This is a genomic window from Pseudoalteromonas peptidolytica, from assembly GCF_012641745.1.
GTDB lineage: Bacteria > Pseudomonadota > Gammaproteobacteria > Enterobacterales > Alteromonadaceae > Pseudoalteromonas > Pseudoalteromonas peptidolytica.
On the sequence record NZ_WEHZ01000007.1, the window covers coordinates 16,044 to 33,731 of the forward strand.

Consider the following 17,688-nt stretch of genomic DNA (forward strand, 5'->3'; position numbering starts at 1 on the left):
ATTCCTTTTTTAGTTTATATCATAATAGCGGGGTTACCTAACAAAGCCAAAAAGGTTTGTTGATGTACATCTATAAGTTGGTCGATGTTTCTTTGATAGCCACCACCGAGCGCGATAGCTAAGGGGATATTTTGTGTAACGGCACAGTCAATTACAATTGAATCACGGGTGTATACGCCCTCGAGCGAGATATTGAAGTGGCCTAATTCATCGCCTTGGTAAATATCTGCACCAGCATTATATAAAATAATATCTGGCTGATGTATACGTGTAGCTAGCGTTATCGCTTCTTGAACAGTTTCAAGGTATTGTTTGTCTTCTGTTCCCACCGGTAATGCAAAGTCTAAATCTGAATTGGGTTTGATCCTTGGGAAGTTGCTTTCACAGTGAATAGAGCAGGTGACAATATCATCACGCCCTTTGGCTAGGGCTGCGGTGCCGTCACCTTGGTGGACATCACAGTCAAAGATCAGCACTTTCTCAGCTTGTTGTTGTGCAATTAAGGTCGCGGCAACAACCCAGTCATTAAAAATGCAAAAACCACTGCCAAACTCACGATGTGCATGATGATAGCCGCCACTTAGGTTGGCTGCAATGCCATGCGTTAGTGCATACTCAGCTGCTGCTAAACTGCCACCCAAAGAAATCAAGGTACGCTCCACAAGTTGTCGGCTCCAAGGAAAGCCCATTCTCTTAATAGCTTTGTCGCTTAGGGTACCTGCTAAAAAGGCATCGACATAACCGCTGTCATGGCAAAGAAGGAGTGCATCGCGGGTAATTTTTTGCTCAGGCTGCTTGATATGCTCGGCAAACTTGTTGTTATTTAATCGTTGATATAATTTTTGATATTTGCTGATTGGGAAGCGGTGATGCTTTGGTAAAGCTAGGGCGCTGTAAATTGGGTGGTAGTAAAGCATTATCGATTTTGACTTTTTTCTACTTCTTGAATTTTTTGCTCGGTGGCCGTAATGGCTTTTCTGCAACGACCAAGGCGAGCATGGAGGGCTAAAATTTCGGCGTTAAGCTTAGCAGCTTCATTGCCGTTCGCCTTGTCCATTTGTAGCCTTCTCAGGTCTATCATTTCTTGTAATCTACGTTCAAACTCATGATTTTGCGAGAGCTCTTGATATAACTCATGAGAGGATTGCATGATTTTTTGTACGGCTTTTTTATAAACTTTGGCCTTCTTTGGAGTGTTGAGTTTATTTTCTTTGGCCCATACAGGGGTTGATTTTAATACTTTTAACACCGCCTCCATCTGCGAACCTATCCGCTCTATTGCAAATGCAAAAGCGTGACGTTGCTCGCTAGGTGGCAGGTGAGTCATTGCTTCTGAGATCTCATCAACATAATCACTGAGCTTTAAGCTTTTGGTTCGAAACACTCGAGTATCGAATAAGCTCGGTTGCGCCTGCATATAGCGGTTCTTATCAAACCATTTGGCAGCATCAAATTGCACGGCTTGTTGCTTCAAGCGGCTAATTTGCTGTTCTAGTTTGATAAGCCCCACACTCATGAAAAATAAGCCTCAATAATAAGCTTGCCAGCAAGAATAATGACGACGGTATTAAATAACGGTTTGATCAACTTGTTACCAAATTTTATGGCTGAGTGTGCGCCAAGCCATGCGCCAAACATTAAAAATGCCCCCATGGTTACACCCAATAAAAAGTTTACGTGTCCCAAAGCGACAAAAGTGATCAATGAAATAAAGTTAGAAACAAAGTTCATTGAACGAGCAAGGCCGCAGTTCAACAGCAAGCTCATTTTATATAGCATGCTGTTTGAAGCCGTCCAAAAAGTACCAGTCCCTGGTCCTGCCATACCATCGAAGAACCCGAGAGACAGACCTTGAGCCCACTGTTTTATTTTTAGCGCTCGATTAGCTTCGGGCAATGTATGTGAATCGGTTGGGCTTAGTTTGCCGACCAAGCTGTATATTGCAACAACAATAATAATGATAGGTATCAACTTATTTAAAAACTCGATACTAAGAAAATCGACCAGTAGAGTGCCCAATACCGCGCCTATAGCAGTCGCAATAGTGGAACCTATCCAAAAGCTAGGCTTAAACAGCTGCTTTTTATAGTAAGTAAAACTGGCCGTAAGTGAGCCAAAACTGGCAGCAAGTTTATTGGTGCCCAACGTTAAATGTGGTGGAAGTCCGGCTGTCAACAACGCGGGCACAGTTAGTAGTCCACCGCCCCCAGCAATAGCGTCAATAAATCCAGCAGCCAGTGCGACTAAGCAAAGTAACCCCCATGTAGTGGGTTCTAACGCGAGTTCAAACATTATTAATCAATTTGCCTTTTGTAAGGTGGCAGAGTATCGAGCATGGCTTTACCATACCGCTTGGTAACCAAGCGTCTATCTAAGATGGTGATACGGCCGGAATCTGATTCTTTGCGCAGCAGTCTACCACAGCTTTGTACTAATTTCTTCGCAGCATCAGGCACTGTTATAGATAAAAATGGATTGCCGCCTTTACTTTGTATGAACTCGGCTTGCGCTTCCTCAATAGGTGAAGTGGGGACGGCAAAAGGGATCTTGGTTACAATAAGGTTTTCTAGGTACTTGCCGGGGAGATCTAAACCCTCGGATAAACTCTGCGTGCCAAATAAAATACTGCCACGACCCAAGTCGATATTGGCTTTATGGCGGGTGAGCAAAGCATCACGAGACAACTCTCCTTGTACTAAAATATTAAGCTTTTTCCTTCTTAGCTTTTCTACAACGTGATTCATTTGCCAATAAGATGCAAATAACACAAGGTTTGCTTTATTCGTATCTAGATAATTCGGTAGCGCTTCGCCAAGGTAATCGCTAAATGCTTTATCGGTTGGATCGGTTGGTGTTTTGGGCAAATGTAAGGTGGCTTGATTTGGATAATCAAATGGAGAATCTGCTTTGATATATTTGACCCCAGGTTCTTTTGCCAAGCCACTTTCATGAGCAAAGTGGTCAAAGTTGCCCAGTGCACTAAGTGTTGCTGAACACAACACGGCACCTGCACATTCTCGCCAAAGATTATCTTTTAGGTAATAGCCTACTTCAATAGGGCAGTCGCACAACAGGTGGTCATGATGATTTTTGTATTCTAAACGCTTAATCCATCTTGCATGGGGGACGTTTTCTCCCTTTTTCGCATAGCTGAACCACAATTTATTCAGCTGCTCTAAACGGTTTATATACTGGCCACTTTCAACAAGCAATGGATCTGCTAAAAATGCTTGTACATCACCATCAGAGACATCCCCAGATAAAGCATCGTGCATTTTTGTGAGGCAACGTAGTGCGTCTTGCGTAGCATCAGCAATATCTTTTGCTTTTACTGTTAGGCTTTCAGGCACCTCTCCATGGCTAAAACGATAGGTGTCATCATCATTGTAAGTAAAATCACTTTGATCGAGAATATCTCGTACTGCTTTTAGATATTTCGCGGCGTCATTGGCGGCATCATTTAACTTAAAGTTTTGTCCTATGGCCTTTTGTGAAACCACAGTGTTGGCCATTTTTCCACTAAACTTGAGGAGCTTTTCAAGCCACTCAATAGTCCCCTTAATTGTTGCTGCAGCAGAGGAAAAATCACGGGTGATATGGGGGAGGTGATGTGCTTCGTCTATCACATAAAAGGTGTCTTCAGGTTCAGGTAAAATAGTCCCGCCACCTAACTCAAGATCTGCAAGTAGTAACGCATGGTTAATTACCAACACATCCATTTGTGCGATTTTTTGTCTCGCTAAATGAAAAGGGCACAAGTGATGGGACTTTAGCTGACGTTGGCAAGCATGTTTATCGCAAGCAATGATGTTCCAGACTTTGTCAGGAATGGTATCTTCCCAACTATCTCGGTCTCCTTGCCAGCGTTTTTCTTGGTAAGCGAGGGCAAGCTCTCTTAAACAGCTTTGTTCGGCTTTTGATAATGGACTACTGGTTGTCGGCATCATGGACAACTGCATTTCATCATCACTTACCGCTGCCATAAGCTTTTGTACACAAATATAGCGCTGGCGACCTTTAACCAAGTCAAACTTAAAATCCAAACCCGAATGAGCCTGCAAAAAAGGCAGCTCTTTGTTGATCAGCTGTTCTTGTAAAGCCACCGTTGCAGTTGAAATTACAAGCTTTTTTTTGCTAGAAAGTGCAACCGGTAGCGCGCCTAACAAATACGCGAGAGATTTGCCGGTGCCGGTTCCAGCTTCGATTACACATATACGTTGAGTTCGATGATAATCGCCACTCAGCGTTTTGGCTATTTCGGCAACGAGATAGTTTTGGCTCGGACGCGGGCGAAAGCCATCTAAAGCAGACGCTATTTGCTGATGTGCTTGACGGATGGTTTTTTTTAATTTGTCTGAGAGCATAATGTATCTGGCCTAGTGTGCAAAGATGGAACAAGCCTACCACTTGAACTAAATTTGTGTTTAATCGTTATCCTAATTAGGTCGGTTTAGTTGTAAACGCCTTTATGTTCAATAAACAGGTGGATATAATTACAGTGATTGAGCTATTTTAGGGTGGTATTGGAGTTGGCACAAGCGATATATCAGGGCTTTGTATTATCAAGACAGCAAATACAAGTAAACGGTAAGCTGCGTTTGTGCTATTGGCTTAAGTCACACCAGCATTTGCTGAAGGTGTGGGTGGATGGTGAGCAGCCACTATTTTTTATAAAGCTCACGCAGCGCGCCAAAGTAACAGAGATCCTCAATCAGAGTCAGGTACGCTTTGACATTTTTTCCAGTCAACTAAAGCACTTTGATCAAAACCCCGTTTGTGTCGTGAAGTTTCGTAGTTTACCTCAGTTCTATGAAGCAAAGCAGCTGCTTGAAAACCAAGTTACATTATATGAAGAAGATATTCGCCATACTGACCGCTATTTAATGGAGCGATTTATTAAAGGAGCTGCTTGGGTCAAGGGGCATGCGACACACAAACAAGGTTACGTTGAAATTACCCAAGCACAATTTAAAGCCTCAGATGATTACCGGCCAAATCTTGACATGCTATCAATAGATATTGAATGCAACGGTGAAGGTGTGCTGTTTTCGATCGGACTTGTTACTAAGCTCGAGCAGTTTGTTATCATGATAGGTGAACCACAACCAGCCACCGTTGAGGTGATTTGGGTTCATGATGAAATCGCATTATTACAAGAGTTAGTGACGCAAATAAATCGACTGGATCCAGATGTCTTAATTGGCTGGAATGTGATTGAGTTCGATGCAAACATATTAGCTGAGCGTGCACAAGCCAACGGAGTGGCATTGTCTATTGGGCGAGACGGTGGTGCGATGTCTATATTTAAAGGGAATTACACCCGAGTGTTAATTCCGGGCAGAGTTATGCTAGATGGCATAGATATGATGAAAAATGCCACCTACCACTTTGAAACTTTCAAGCTCAGCTTTGTGGCGGAGAAAATACTTGGGCGCACAAAGCTTATTGCGCAAGATGACCGCCTCGAAGAGATCATCCGCCAATTCCATCATGATAAGCCTGCTTTGGCCGCATATAATATGCAGGATTGCCAGCTAGTTTTAGATATATTTCTCAAGCTAAACTTATTGGAGTTTGCGCTTGCGCGCACGCAACTGACAGGACTGGAGCTTGAGAAAATGGGTGGCTCTGTGGCCGCATTTACTAATCTATACTTACCACTATTACATCGAAGTGGTTATATCGCCCCTAATTTATCAGAGCATGGCATTAGCTTTGATAGCCCTGGCGGCTATGTGATGGACTCAAAACCCGGGCTTTACCAAAATATTTTGGTTTTGGATTTTAAAAGCCTTTATCCCTCTATTATTCGCACGTTCTGTATTGACCCTATGGGATTAATTGAGGGGTTACAAGCTCCCAACGACGCAATTGAAGGGTTTAACAAAGGTAAGTTCAGTCGCACTCAACATCATTTACCTGGCTTAGTTGCCTCACTTGCAAGCGCCCGTGAAAAAGCAAAATTGAACAGCGATATGATGTTGTCACAAGCTATTAAAATTATTATGAATAGCTTGTACGGCGTACTAGGATCAAAGGGCTGTCGATTTTACGATCCTCGTCTTGCTAGTTCAATAACGATGCGCGGACATCAAATTATGCAGCAAACTAGAACCTGGATTGAACAGTTAGGATATGAGGTTATCTATGGCGATACGGACTCCACTTTCGTTTGCTTACCTGAGTGTTTAGCGAGTCACGAGTGCCAAGCTGTTGGAAAACAGCTAATGCATACCATCAATGATAAGTGGCGTAATCAATTAGTGGAGCGCTTTGGTCTTGATAGTTATCTAGAAATAGAATTTGAAACGCACTATAGCCCGTTTTTTATGCCGACAATCCGTGGCCAAGAAATTGGCTCAAAAAAGCGTTATGTTGGTCAAGTTGTTGAAGCGGGTGAAAAGAAACTAGTATTTAAGGGGATGGAAACCGTTCGCAGTGACTGGACTGAAATCGCAAAAGAATACCAACAAGCTGTTATTCGAGCGTTGTTTGATGGAGAAGACGCTGTTGTGATTACACACCAATATATTAGTCGCATCTTTGCTGGTGAAGTCGATGAAAAGCTTGTATATCGGAAAAAACTGGGCAAATCAGTGGAGTTATATACCAAAAATATACCACCTCAAGTAAGAGCTGCAAAACAAGCGATTGAAGAAGGGCTTTTAACAAGCGCTAGAAAAGGTACGCAAATACCATATTACTTAAGTACCAACGGGCCTAGGTTCGCTGTGCCAGATAAGTTAAAAGATATTGATTACTATCAGTATATTGAAAAACAAATTTTGCCTATCTATGAAATGTTGCCGAACGCTGCACAGCTAAGCATACGCCCCGACGGCCAGCAAAGTCTTAGCTTACTTTAGAACAGTTAAATTCCAATTATAGCAATAGCTTTGCTTCTATATGTTAATTTTGTTGCTGTTTTTGGCTCGGCTTTTTTCGCTGTTTACCATTAACATTCACTTCGTTCGCCACACTCCCATAGTCTATACAGAGTAGAATTCAAGCTTTTGAGTACGCAAATCGATCAAAAAAGAAAAAAAGTCCGTCATTTTGTTAAGTTACTGTACCTAGTTTGGGGCGTTGACTGGGGGTTTTTAAAAAAAATATATTTTTTTTGAACTTTTTTGATGTTTAATAAGTTGCTGTATTTACTAATTATTTTTTTAATTTTTTATGTTAATGCTGGTTCTTCTTTGGTTTAAATTATGAAAATGAATGTTGACCCTATGTTGTTACATAAAGTAGTATAGCTGCGTCATGCAGTGACTTGTCCCTAAGTTAGTTATGTTCGAGAGTCCTAACTATATGTTATCTAGGGATATATTTTCATGGCACATAAAAATAATCAGGGAGCAATCAATGTTAAATAATAAAGTAAGCAAGGCTGTACGCCTTGGATTAGCGTTTGGAGCAGCGTCAACAGCTGTATTTAGCGCAACCGCAGCTGCAGAAGAAGCATCAGTTGAAAGCGTAGAGCGAATTCAAGTAACCGGTTCTCGTATCAAGCGTACTGACCTAGAAACTGCAATGCCAGTGAGTTCTTTCTCAATGGAAGATATCAAGGCTTCAGGTGTACCTACTCTTGAGCAGTTTGTTCAGCAGCTACCAGTAATCAGCGGTGGTAGTTATGGTTCAAACGTAAATAACGGCGGTAATGGTACAGTTAGTATGAACCTTCGTGGTCTTGGTTCTGACCGTACTTTGGTACTACTAAACGGCCGTCGTTTCAGTGGTGACATTAGTACTATTCCTATGGCTGCAATCGCACGAGTTGATGTACTTCGTGATGGTGCCTCAACTATCTATGGCTCAGATGCGATAGCTGGTGTTGTAAACTTTATCACTGCTAAAAACTACACTGGTACTGAACTAGAGTTCCGTTACCAAGAAACTTCTGAAGGTGATGGCGAGTCAGACTCAATTAGCTTTGTAACCGGTATTGAAGGTGACAAAGGCAGCCTAATCATCTCAGCAGGTTATGACAAGCGTGAAGCTATTTATGGTAAAGACCGTGACTTTTCAAGCTGTCCTCGCCAAGAAGAAGATGGTAAAATCGTATGTGGTGGTTCAACAACCTCTTCACCAGGTACATTCAAGCTAAAAGGCAACACGACTGACAGATTTGTAATGGACGAAAATGGTAATCCAAGACCGTTTGTTACGTCTGATAGCTACAACTATTCTTCTACAAGTATTCTTTATCAACCGCGCGAAACTTATAACCTTTTCGCAGCAGGTCGTTATGAGTTAGCTGAAACAGATTTCTCTTCTATCGAGTTTTTCTCTGAGTCGATGTTCACTCACCGTAGTAACACGACAAATCTAGCGCCAGTAGGTACGTTCTGGGGCATGACGGTTCCTGAAAGTCACCCTAATAATAATACGGGCGATGAGGTTTATGTAAACCGTCGTCTTACTGAGTCAGGAAACCGCCGTACAGACTTTGATGTATATGAGTACCTGATCACAACCGGTTTTGAAGGTGAGTTCTCAAATGGCTGGTATTGGGACTTTAGCTACGGCTTTAACCATCGCCGTGTTAATGAGTTCATCGATGGCCGTGTACACCAAGAGCGCATGAATATGTTGGTAAATCCAGCGCTTTGTAATGCAGATAACAGCTCAGATGATTCAAAAGCATGTGCTGCTGCTGTTGCTGGTACGCCAGATGGCATTTGGAACCCGTTTGTTGATGGTAGCCTAACTCAGGATATGCTTGATTGGGTGATTGTTCCTCTTACAGACACTAAGATTTCTGAAGACACTCAGCTACAAATAAACATTACGGGTGATTCAGGTGACTTTGAATTACCAGCAGGTGTAATTTCTTGGGCAGCAGGTTACGAGCACCTTACGACTTCTTATGAAGCGATTGTTGACGGTGCATCTGGCCTAGGCGCTATCTATGGTACTGCACCAGGCGGTTCAGTTGGTAAATACAACACCAAAGCTTACTATGTTGAAGCCAATATCCCACTATTAGCTGATGTTGCTTTTGCTGAGCGCTTAGACTTAACCGTTGCTGCTCGACGTACCAAGGTAAATCTAATTGAAGATGCTGAGACGACTAAGAAAATAGCGCTTGAATGGCGTCCTAACTCAGAGTTAATGGTTCGTGCTAACTACTCTGAAGGGTTCCGTACACCGTCGATTACTGACTTATTCCGTCCATTTACACAATCAGCTGATTCATACAGTGATCCGTGTAAAAACTACGGCTCAAACAATGACCTTTCAGCGACATTTAAAGCCAACTGTGCAGCAGACGGCCTTCCTGGTAACTGGGGACAGCCAAACGCTCAATCAGGTTCATGGTGGGGCGGTAACCCTGATCTAGGTCCAGAGACCTCTGAAAGTAAGACCTTTGGTTTTGTATGGTCGCCAGACTTTATCGAAGGCTTTAGTGCTACCGTTGACTACTATGACATTGAGATCAGCAATGTAATCTCTAGCTTAACGCTAGAAACAATTGCTCAGACATGCTACGAGAGTGAAAACTTCTCTTCGCCAGTTTGTAACCTTATCAAAGGCCCTGAGGCATACGGAACTAAAGGTATCAGTCCTCGTCGTAACCTAGATGGTAACCTTGTTGGTGTTGACTTATCAACACAAAACTTAGGTTTCTTCAACTCAAAAGGTATCGACTTTGACTTTAACTACGCAATGGAAGCTCTAGGTGGCAACCTTCGCTTCAAACTTGCAGGTACGCACCTACTAGAACAAACTTCGCTTGAAGCTGAAGGCCTAGAGGTTAAAGACTTAGATGGCTACTACGGTGCTGATATAGCGAATGGTGGACGTGGTGCATTTAATGACTGGCGTGCTAACTTACGTGTGTCTTATGACCGTGATAATTGGGGTCTGGCACACACTATGCAGTACCAAAGTGCTGTTGATGATGTAGCACCAGCAAAAAATCAGCTATCTAGCAGTGTAGGCTCTGTTATTTATAACGACCTATCTGGTTACTATCATGCAACAGATACGTTGACGTTGTCTTTGGGTGTCAACAACCTATTTGACAAGCAGCCACCTTATGTATCGCAAGGTGATAACGGACTGCTTATCCGTGTTCATCGCTTAACTGGCCGTGAATACTATGCAAAAGCAACATTTAAGTTTTAATTTATAAACTTAATAGAAGCGGGGAAGTTTCCCCGCTTTTTTTGTTTATGGACGACCAAAACTGCACAATATAATTTAAGTGTTTTTTTATAATTAATATATTGAAATTAATACAAATTATCGTTAACTTTATTTTGGTAGGATTGAATTACTTACCACTTCCCAAAATTCCAGTTAATTACAATAAATAAAGAAGGACTTGTGATGAAAAAAATAATAATTTTGTTTACTACTGCATTTCTATTTGCGTGTAGCTCAACATCTGGAACTAAAAATGATGCAACAACAGCGAGCAAAAAAAGTCAATTAGAGTGCGAGGTCAGCTCTATGACTGGTAGCAAATTAAAGCGCAAGCGCTGTATTGATAAAAAACAAGCCGAATATGAAAAAGAAAATGCTCGGCGCTTAACACGAGAAGCATTAAACAATAGCTCCTCTATAGCGACTGACGGCTAAGTAACCTGAGGGTTAGATAAGGAATGCGTTAACTCCTGGTTTTTAAAATCACATTGTGTTGTTTCCTTATCTAGCCAGAGAGTTTTGGTGATAACACCGCTCCCGCATTCTGCTCTTGCTAAGATTAAGTCGTAATACCAAGTGGGAGCATTTAAGGCTGTAGTCTGGTTGCTCTTACAGACTTCTACTAAGTACCTCTAACAGATTATAAGACTTTTCCCACCGCTTCCTGTTTCCGCTTCAGAAGATATGCTTGGTCAGCTTTTGGCCTGACTCTGTATGCTATAAGTACTAGTTAAGTTAGCACGACAAGTTTATTGTGGTGTTGCTTATGTGTCATTTAGATCTCCTTTATATTGCGAGCGTTCCGATTTTTGGGATTATTTGTTTCTATTAAATTAAATTTTATTATAAGTCGTGTAAAAGTATGATTTCATTTGATTTTAGTGTGCCATCTTAGATTTTTGGTTGCCAGTTGTGCTGAAATCTGTGAAATGCTTGTTGACCCTATGTTAGTGATAAAAGTATTATAAAGGATATTGAACAAAAGTTGCGAAAATGGGTACTTTCTTGTTGCTAAAATTGGAACTCTAATGTTTGCTTACAAGAATGGGTTAGTTCTTATTTAACACTTTGTTTAATAAAAATTTATTTATAAAAATAAAAGCAGGGATCAATCATGTTCAACAATAAAGTAAGCAAAGCGGTTCGCTTAGCAATTGCTTTTGGTGCTGCATCTACAGCAGCATTGGCAAGCACAGCTGTATCAGCTGAAGAAAATACAGAAACAGAAGAAGTCGAACGCATTCAAGTTACTGGTTCGAAAATTAAGCGTATTGCTGCAACAGCACCAACACCAGTTGTTGTTATCGGGAGAGTCGAGCTTGAAGACGCAGGTGTCAGCAACGTTAACGACTTTCTATCAGAAATGCCAGCTGCAGAAGTTGGCTTGAGTCCAGAAAACTCAAATAACTATATCTACGCAAATGGTCTGAATACTACGGATCTTCGTGGTCTAGGTTCTAGTCGCACACTTGTGCTTGTGAATGGTCGTCGTTTTATCGGTGGTTCAGCGGGTGATAACGCCGTTGACTTAAACAACATTGCAACATCGATGATCGAGCGTATCGAAATTTCTACCGGTGGTGCTTCTGCTGTTTATGGTGCAGATGCCGTAGCTGGTGTTGTAAACATCATCACTCGTACTTCTTTCGATGGTCTTGAAATTGATGCTGCGACCACACGCCCATTTGAAGGCGGTGGTGAGCAAACATTTGCATCACTGGTATTCGGTAAAGAGTTTGATGGTGGCGGCTTCATTTTCAACTACGACTTTGCCGACCAAAAACAAATGGCTAAGCGTGACAAGTCATGGTGGTATGACAATCCAGTTTCATCAGTACCAAACCCGAATAACACAGGTGGTGACGATGGTATCCCAGCTCGCATCCCTTATGAAGGCAAAAAACATTACGCACTTTATGATGAGTCAAGTGAATTCTTCTTAGGTGGCGATCACTGGACATTCGATGAAAACCGTAACCTGCGTCCATTTGACAATGGTGATGGTTATATCCCAAGCGATCCAACGTCTTCACTTTACCGTTATTACGCAGGTGAATATAAAGATGGTATCGAAGAAGGTGCTGACGAATTCTTCCGTACACCACTGACGCGTCATACGTTTAACATCGCCGGTAACTACGAGATAAACGAAAACCATACGCTAAGCTTTGATACAGTTTACTCACTCAGTGAAGCATTTGGTCAGAGTACTCCAGTGTTCTGGCGTAGTTTGAACATACGTAAAGACAATGCTTTTGTAAAAGATGACCTTCGCCAATTGATGGAAGAGAACGAAGTAGAATCAATTACAATGCGTCGCTTAGCAAATGACTTTGGTCCGCGTAAGTATAATCAAGAGCGTTCGACTTTCCGTACTTCAGTGGGTCTAGACGGTTTCATTAACGATAACTGGTCTTATTCAACGTATTTCCAGCATGGTCGTTTACAGCAAGACACCTCATGGTTTGGTGAAGTAATCACAGAAAACTTTGAGAATGCACTTGATGCTGTAATGCTAAATGGCAACATTGTTTGTGCAAATCGTAATGATGAAGGTGAAGTAGTTGGTGCTATTTCAGGTTGTACACCAATTAATGTAATGGGTGCACCTGGTCAACATTCACAAGATACGATTGACTACATTACAACTGTAGCAACCGCACAGCATGGTGGTACGCAAACTAGCTTTGGCGCAACAGTAACGGGTGACTTATTTGAGCTGCCAGCAGGTCCTGTAGGTAGTGCATTTAGTTTTGAATGGCGCAGAGACTCAGCATACGAAGAACCAGGAACAGGTATCCGTAAGGGCCTTATCTTTGGTAACTCTGGTCTTGCGTATTCTGGCTCGCTAAATGTAAAAGAATACTCAACAGAGATTATTTTACCACTAGTTGTTGATCACGAATGGGCGCAAGAGCTTAACTTAGAGCTTGCGTATCGTTACATGGATTACTCATCAACAGGTGGTGATTCAGCGTATAAAGTAGGTCTAACTTACCAGCTGAACGATGACATTCGTTTCCGTGCAACAATGGCTGAATCTGTTCGAGCTCCTAACATCGAAGAGCTATACTCTGCGGCAGGCACACAGTTCTACGGGACTCGCTTTGACCAATGTGCAGCTGATACAATCCAGAACACTGATGAAAAATATCGCGCAAATGTAATCAAGAACTGTGCAGCGGCGGGTATTCCAGAGGGGTGGAGACCATCTCAAGAATGGACTGATGGTGGTAGTATCGAAGGTAAGCTTGGTGGTAACAACACACTACAAAACGAAGTATCAAGCGATGTTGTGTTTGGTTTTGTGTACACGCCAACAGCAATCGAAGGCTTTGATATCACAGTTGATTACTGGAGCTTCGAGATTGAAAATGCTATCGAAAACTATAACTATCGTGAGCTAGCTGAAAACTGTTACCGTGCTGATAGTTTAGATAATCCATTCTGTGGCTTTATCACTCGTGGTGACAACTTTGAAGTTGTAGACTTCTTCCAAACTTCACTAAACGCAGCTGAAGAGAAGAAGAGTGGTGTCGATATCGAGTCTGTTTATGATTTTGAAACTAGCATCGGTGAATTTGGCGTTAAGCTAACTGCAACGTATGTTGAAAACTACGAAATCAATCAAACTGGAAACCCTATCGATCTACTTGTGAATACTGGTGAGCAAGATCACATGAGATGGCGTGCTCGCTTGAATACAAGCTACGAATACGGTGATTTCAGAGCGGTATTAGTCACTAACTACCGTCACAGTGCAGTAAATGACCGTAATGGTTGGAACATCGAACAGCACGATTACAACGATATTCCATCGTACACAACATTCGATCTTTCAATGAACTACCGTGTGCTTGAGAATGTAGACTTACGTTTTGGTATCCAGAACATGTTCGACAGAACACCACCTAGACACCCATTAGCGTTTGAAGACACTAGCTGGTACGATCCAATTGGTCGTCGCGCAACATTTGGTGTAAACATCAAGCTATAATTACGTGTTATAGTATTAAAAAGCCGCTTTAACAGCGGCTTTTTTTATGCCTCAAGAAGCATATTACTTTGAGAAAACCGGAATAAGCGCTAAGTAATCCTATTCCTTGTCTAAGTATTTAGTTGGAAAAGCTAAATAACATCAACGACCTTGCTGGCTCTTCTATAACGGATTTTAAAGCCACTCCAAGCTGGCAATTCCCACTTTTTAGGTGCATCTTTTCTTGCGCCACGGATATATGTTAACTCTATCCTTTTTCCTTTAAAGTTATAGTTGACCGACATGCTCAGTTCTGGAATGGACCAGAATAACGGAAATCTGTCTATAAATGGGTCTAACTCCCACGACTCAACCTCATCGAACTGTAAATCTTGCTCGTCAATGAGAGCAATATCTTCATAACTTTCGATACCCAGTATATTTAACTTTTGGTGCAGAAACCCTTCAACGGTGGGAAGTGATATATCGCGGCTATGGTATTGATAAAATAATTGGGTGTAGCTGATTTTCAATTCTATTTGATTGGCTAATCCTATAAAAAGTGTGTTATTTAGGATAAGCATCACCAATGCCGAAATCGTGTCCTGAGGTGTATTCAAAGGCTTTGTTGTCTGACTTAAGGCTTCTTCGCCGTAAAAGGTAATAAATTCGCCCCAAAGTACATTGTCATCTACATAGGCTGCGTGCAGAACTTCGTTGCCAATACCTATTTTAAGGAGCTGCTTTTTCGTCAACGCAGCATTATACATTGCAAGCGTTTTTGCTTGTTTAGTGCCTTTTCCTGCCAATGAGAATGTGTTTAGCACCAGTACTGCTTCTGCATTTTCACAGATACGAGTATGGTTTGAGAGAACAACCTCACTTTGTCCATTATTAAAACCATGGCGGCGATTATTTTTATTAATATATACCCAGTTAGGTATTAAGCTCGCCAACTCAAGAAGCAAGTTATCATGGTTGAAACTTGCAGCCTTATCTAATGATGGCAAGGAAAAGTGGTCGCGCAAGTGAGCACTAAATTGTTGGGCTTCTTGAAGCGCATCAGGTGTAATATCGACTAAATCCTCAGCTCCGCCTCTTACAACAGAGATAGCGACTTCTATGTCAGAGCCATAAGGAAAAAGGGTATTTAATCTTGTTTGGCGCTCGGCATCATTTGGGAGTTGATAAACACGAGCCGGAACCGATAATACCGAGAATAAGTCTATTGCGGCTTGGCGCAGTGCATTGCTGTTTAACTTGCTAATGACATAGCCAAATTCAAAGTCGATGGGTAGAGGGTAGAGCTGCTTGCCAAGCTCCGTTGCAATACCACGCGCGTCTATCGCTTCGAGTTTTCTGAGCTGCTGTGTTGCAACTTCAACTGAACGTTCAGGTAAAGGGTCGATAAAGTGTAAAGATGAGACACCCTCAGTAGCGCAGCCTGAGGCCAATACCAGCTCTGTCAAAGATCCCCGTTGGATTTCTGGGGGAGTCGCATCAATAAGTGGTGCGTGTTGGCCATATAGCCTAATACATATACCAGCTTGTGTACGTCCAGCGCGGCCGAGACGCTGCTTAGCTGAATCTTTGCCAATGGCATCTAAGCCTAATACTGTTTTGCCTAAGCGTAAATGTGTGCGGCGCTCTAGACCTGAATCAATTACGCAAGTGACATTAGGAATAGTAAGGGAGGTCTCAGCGACATTGGTTGCCAAGATAATACGGCGCTCCTTATGCGCTGCCAACGCTAGTTGCTGCGCCTTAGGACTGCAGCCGCTATATAACCCTATCGCAATAGCGGGTAATGATTTCACTTTTGATAAACATGCTTGGATCTCGGCTTTGCCCGGTAAAAAGACTAAAATATCGCCGTCGCAGTTTATCAGTGCCTCTTGGCATGCGCTAAAAACGCGCTGCTCCAGCTGCTCTTTATGAGGCATCGCCCGAGGCTCTGGCGCATGAAAATACTCGGCGACAGGGTAAAGCACTCCGCCTGATTCAATAACCTGTGCGTCTAAATAGGTAGCAAGCTTTTGGCTATTTAACGTGGCAGACGTCACAATTAATTTATGAGATTGTGCTTGCTTTAACAAGGCCAGTAGTAAGTCCATATCCCAGCGTCTTTCATGGAATTCATCCAGCATGACGACAGTAAAATCAGCAAGTTTATTATCAAAAAACCACCTTAATGCGACGCCTGGAGTTGCGTAGATGACCTGTGAATCTTCTGAAAACTTACCTTCAAAGCGAATAGCAAAACCAACCTTTTCACCAAGCTTAGACTCACTTTGAGTCGAGACATATTCAGCTAGAGAAGTGCAGGCGATCCGCCTTGGCTCAATAACTAAAACCTTACCGTGCTCTGTCGCCCACAATGGCAGTTGAGTTGACTTGCCAGAGCCTGTTGTGGCGCAGACAACAACAGTATTTTGTTCCCTTAAGGTTTTAGTAAATTGAGGTTGAACGGACTCGATGGGTAAGGACATAACTACTTATTGGCTATTTACATTTTTCGGTATAGTAACAAAATTTGCTTGAAAAATCGGGTGATGGAACCAATTTATCTTTGAAGACTTATTCAAAAATGGCCAAAAACCATGATAGAAATAGCGCTTATTACTGGCCTTATTCTATTTGTTTTCTTGTATTGGAACTGGGATAAAGTTCAGCAATTCAGGTGGCAAAAAAAATATCAAAACCAAGCATTGAGTGGATCTGACAAGCAGGTGTTACTAAAGTACATGCCTATCTATCGCAATATGACAGATGCCGACCGTGAGCAGTTAGAAAAGCATATTGTCTGGTTTCTGGGAGAAAAGCGCGTACTTGGTAGAGATGGGTTAGTGGTATCACGGCTGATGTGTTTAATTATCGCGGCAGATGCGTGCTTACTCGTGCTCAAGCAAGCTTGGCCACTGTATCCCAACGTCAAAGAAGTTTTACTATATCCAAGTAGCTATTATGCCCCGCAAACCTCAAGAGATGGTGCCGGCTTGGTCAGCTTTCATCAAACGGTTCGTCAAGGAGAGTCTTGGCCTGGAGGTACTTTAGTGTTGAGTTGGCACGATGTACTTGAGGGAAATAGATTACCTGAAGATGGTCATAACTTAGTCTTTCATGAATTTGCCCATCAATTGGATCAGCAGACCGGTGTAACCAATGGAACACCCATATTGCCAGCAAAGGTAAGCTATCAGGATTGGGGCAGGGTATTATCGAAGGCGTACCAGCACTTAAAAATGCAGCTGTCCTACAATATGCCCCACGCTATTCATTCATACGGTGCAACAAATGAAGCGGAGTTTTTCGCCGTGGTAACGGAAACATTTATTGAAAAACCCTATGAACTCAAACAGGAAAACCCAGAGCTATACAATTTGTTAAAAGACTACTATCAGTTTGAGCCAAGGGACTGGCAACGATATTAAAGCACTTATACCAATTTGACTTAATACTTGCTCAATTTGAAGGAGTAAATCTGACGCTAACGGCGTTAAAAATTTCTTATTTAGAACGACTAAATAGCAAAATTTTTGTCTTGTTATCGACAAGATTTT

At 42.1% G+C, this 17,688-nt stretch carries 10 protein-coding genes; 5 read left to right on the forward strand and 5 right to left on the reverse strand.

All coding sequences use genetic code 11. The features are described 5' to 3' along the window. Positions 1–14: 14 nt before the first annotated feature. Genes F9Y84_RS06160 through dinG form a run of 4 tightly spaced genes read right to left on the reverse strand, consistent with a single transcriptional unit; the run spans position 15 to position 4,364 of the window. Complete coding sequence (locus F9Y84_RS06160; protein WP_147389980.1) at positions 15–917, reverse strand: histone deacetylase family protein; 903 nt, start codon at positions 915–917, stop codon at positions 15–17. Next, positions 917–1,516, reverse strand: a complete 600-nt coding sequence (locus F9Y84_RS06165) for a primosomal replication protein (RefSeq protein WP_125252381.1) — start codon at positions 1,514–1,516, stop codon at positions 917–919. The genes F9Y84_RS06160 and F9Y84_RS06165 overlap by 1 nt, the downstream gene beginning before the upstream one ends. After that, on the reverse strand, positions 1,513–2,292 hold the full coding sequence (locus F9Y84_RS06170; protein WP_125252380.1) for a TSUP family transporter: 780 nt from the start codon (positions 2,290–2,292) through the stop codon (positions 1,513–1,515). Before F9Y84_RS06170 ends, F9Y84_RS06165 begins: the two co-directional genes overlap by 4 nt. A 2-nt stretch (positions 2,293–2,294) precedes the next feature. Beyond that, positions 2,295–4,364 carry an ATP-dependent DNA helicase DinG gene (dinG, locus tag F9Y84_RS06175; RefSeq protein ID WP_147389981.1) on the reverse strand — a complete coding sequence of 690 codons (2,070 nt, stop codon included), beginning with the start codon at positions 4,362–4,364 and terminating at the stop codon, positions 2,295–2,297. Between the two features lie 165 nt (positions 4,365–4,529). Here dinG and F9Y84_RS06180 point away from each other — a divergent pair, with 165 nt between their 5' ends. The 4 genes from F9Y84_RS06180 to F9Y84_RS06195 all read left to right on the forward strand — a co-directional run bounded on the left by F9Y84_RS06180 (position 4,530) and on the right by F9Y84_RS06195 (position 14,149). Further along, positions 4,530–6,866 (forward strand): DNA polymerase II, encoded by a 2,337-nt coding sequence (locus F9Y84_RS06180; RefSeq protein WP_147389982.1) that lies wholly within the window; start codon positions 4,530–4,532, stop codon positions 6,864–6,866. A gap of 499 nt (positions 6,867–7,365) precedes the next feature. Next, entirely contained in the window at positions 7,366–10,131 is a 2,766-nt protein-coding gene (locus tag F9Y84_RS06185) for a TonB-dependent receptor plug domain-containing protein (protein WP_167508265.1), read from the forward strand. Positions 10,132–10,335: 204 nt separating this feature from the next. Next, positions 10,336–10,587, forward strand: a complete 252-nt coding sequence (locus F9Y84_RS06190; protein ID WP_128730805.1) for a hypothetical protein — start codon at positions 10,336–10,338, stop codon at positions 10,585–10,587. Positions 10,588–11,266: 679 nt separating this feature from the next. Beyond that, positions 11,267–14,149: a TonB-dependent receptor plug domain-containing protein gene (locus F9Y84_RS06195; protein ID WP_147389984.1), complete on the forward strand. Its 2,883-nt coding sequence runs from the start codon at positions 11,267–11,269 to the stop codon at positions 14,147–14,149. A 131-nt stretch (positions 14,150–14,280) separates the two neighbouring features. Here F9Y84_RS06195 and F9Y84_RS06200 read toward each other — a convergent pair whose 3' ends face one another. Beyond that, complete coding sequence (locus F9Y84_RS06200; RefSeq protein WP_147389985.1) at positions 14,281–16,617, reverse strand: DEAD/DEAH box helicase; 2,337 nt, start codon at positions 16,615–16,617, stop codon at positions 14,281–14,283. Between the two features lie 111 nt (positions 16,618–16,728). Between F9Y84_RS06200 and F9Y84_RS06205 the strand changes: the two genes are divergently transcribed. Beyond that, positions 16,729–17,559: a M90 family metallopeptidase gene (locus F9Y84_RS06205; protein ID WP_147389986.1), complete on the forward strand. Its 831-nt coding sequence runs from the start codon at positions 16,729–16,731 to the stop codon at positions 17,557–17,559. Positions 17,560–17,688 lie beyond the last annotated feature (129 nt).

Coding starts and splice junctions, on each gene's coding strand:
- F9Y84_RS06160 (WP_147389980.1), bottom strand. CDS start 917: ATGCTTTACTACCACCCAATTTACAGCGCCCTAGCTTTACCAAAGCAT.
- F9Y84_RS06165 (WP_125252381.1), bottom strand. CDS start 1,516: ATGAGTGTGGGGCTTATCAAACTAGAACAGCAAATTAGCCGCTTGAAG.
- F9Y84_RS06170 (WP_125252380.1), bottom strand. CDS start 2,292: ATGTTTGAACTCGCGTTAGAACCCACTACATGGGGGTTACTTTGCTTA.
- dinG (WP_147389981.1), bottom strand. CDS start 4,364: ATGCTCTCAGACAAATTAAAAAAAACCATCCGTCAAGCACATCAGCAA.
- F9Y84_RS06185 (WP_167508265.1), top strand. CDS start 7,366: ATGTTAAATAATAAAGTAAGCAAGGCTGTACGCCTTGGATTAGCGTTT.
- F9Y84_RS06190 (WP_128730805.1), top strand. CDS start 10,336: ATGAAAAAAATAATAATTTTGTTTACTACTGCATTTCTATTTGCGTGT.
- F9Y84_RS06195 (WP_147389984.1), top strand. CDS start 11,267: ATGTTCAACAATAAAGTAAGCAAAGCGGTTCGCTTAGCAATTGCTTTT.
- F9Y84_RS06200 (WP_147389985.1), bottom strand. CDS start 16,617: ATGTCCTTACCCATCGAGTCCGTTCAACCTCAATTTACTAAAACCTTA.
- F9Y84_RS06205 (WP_147389986.1), top strand. CDS start 16,729: ATGATAGAAATAGCGCTTATTACTGGCCTTATTCTATTTGTTTTCTTG.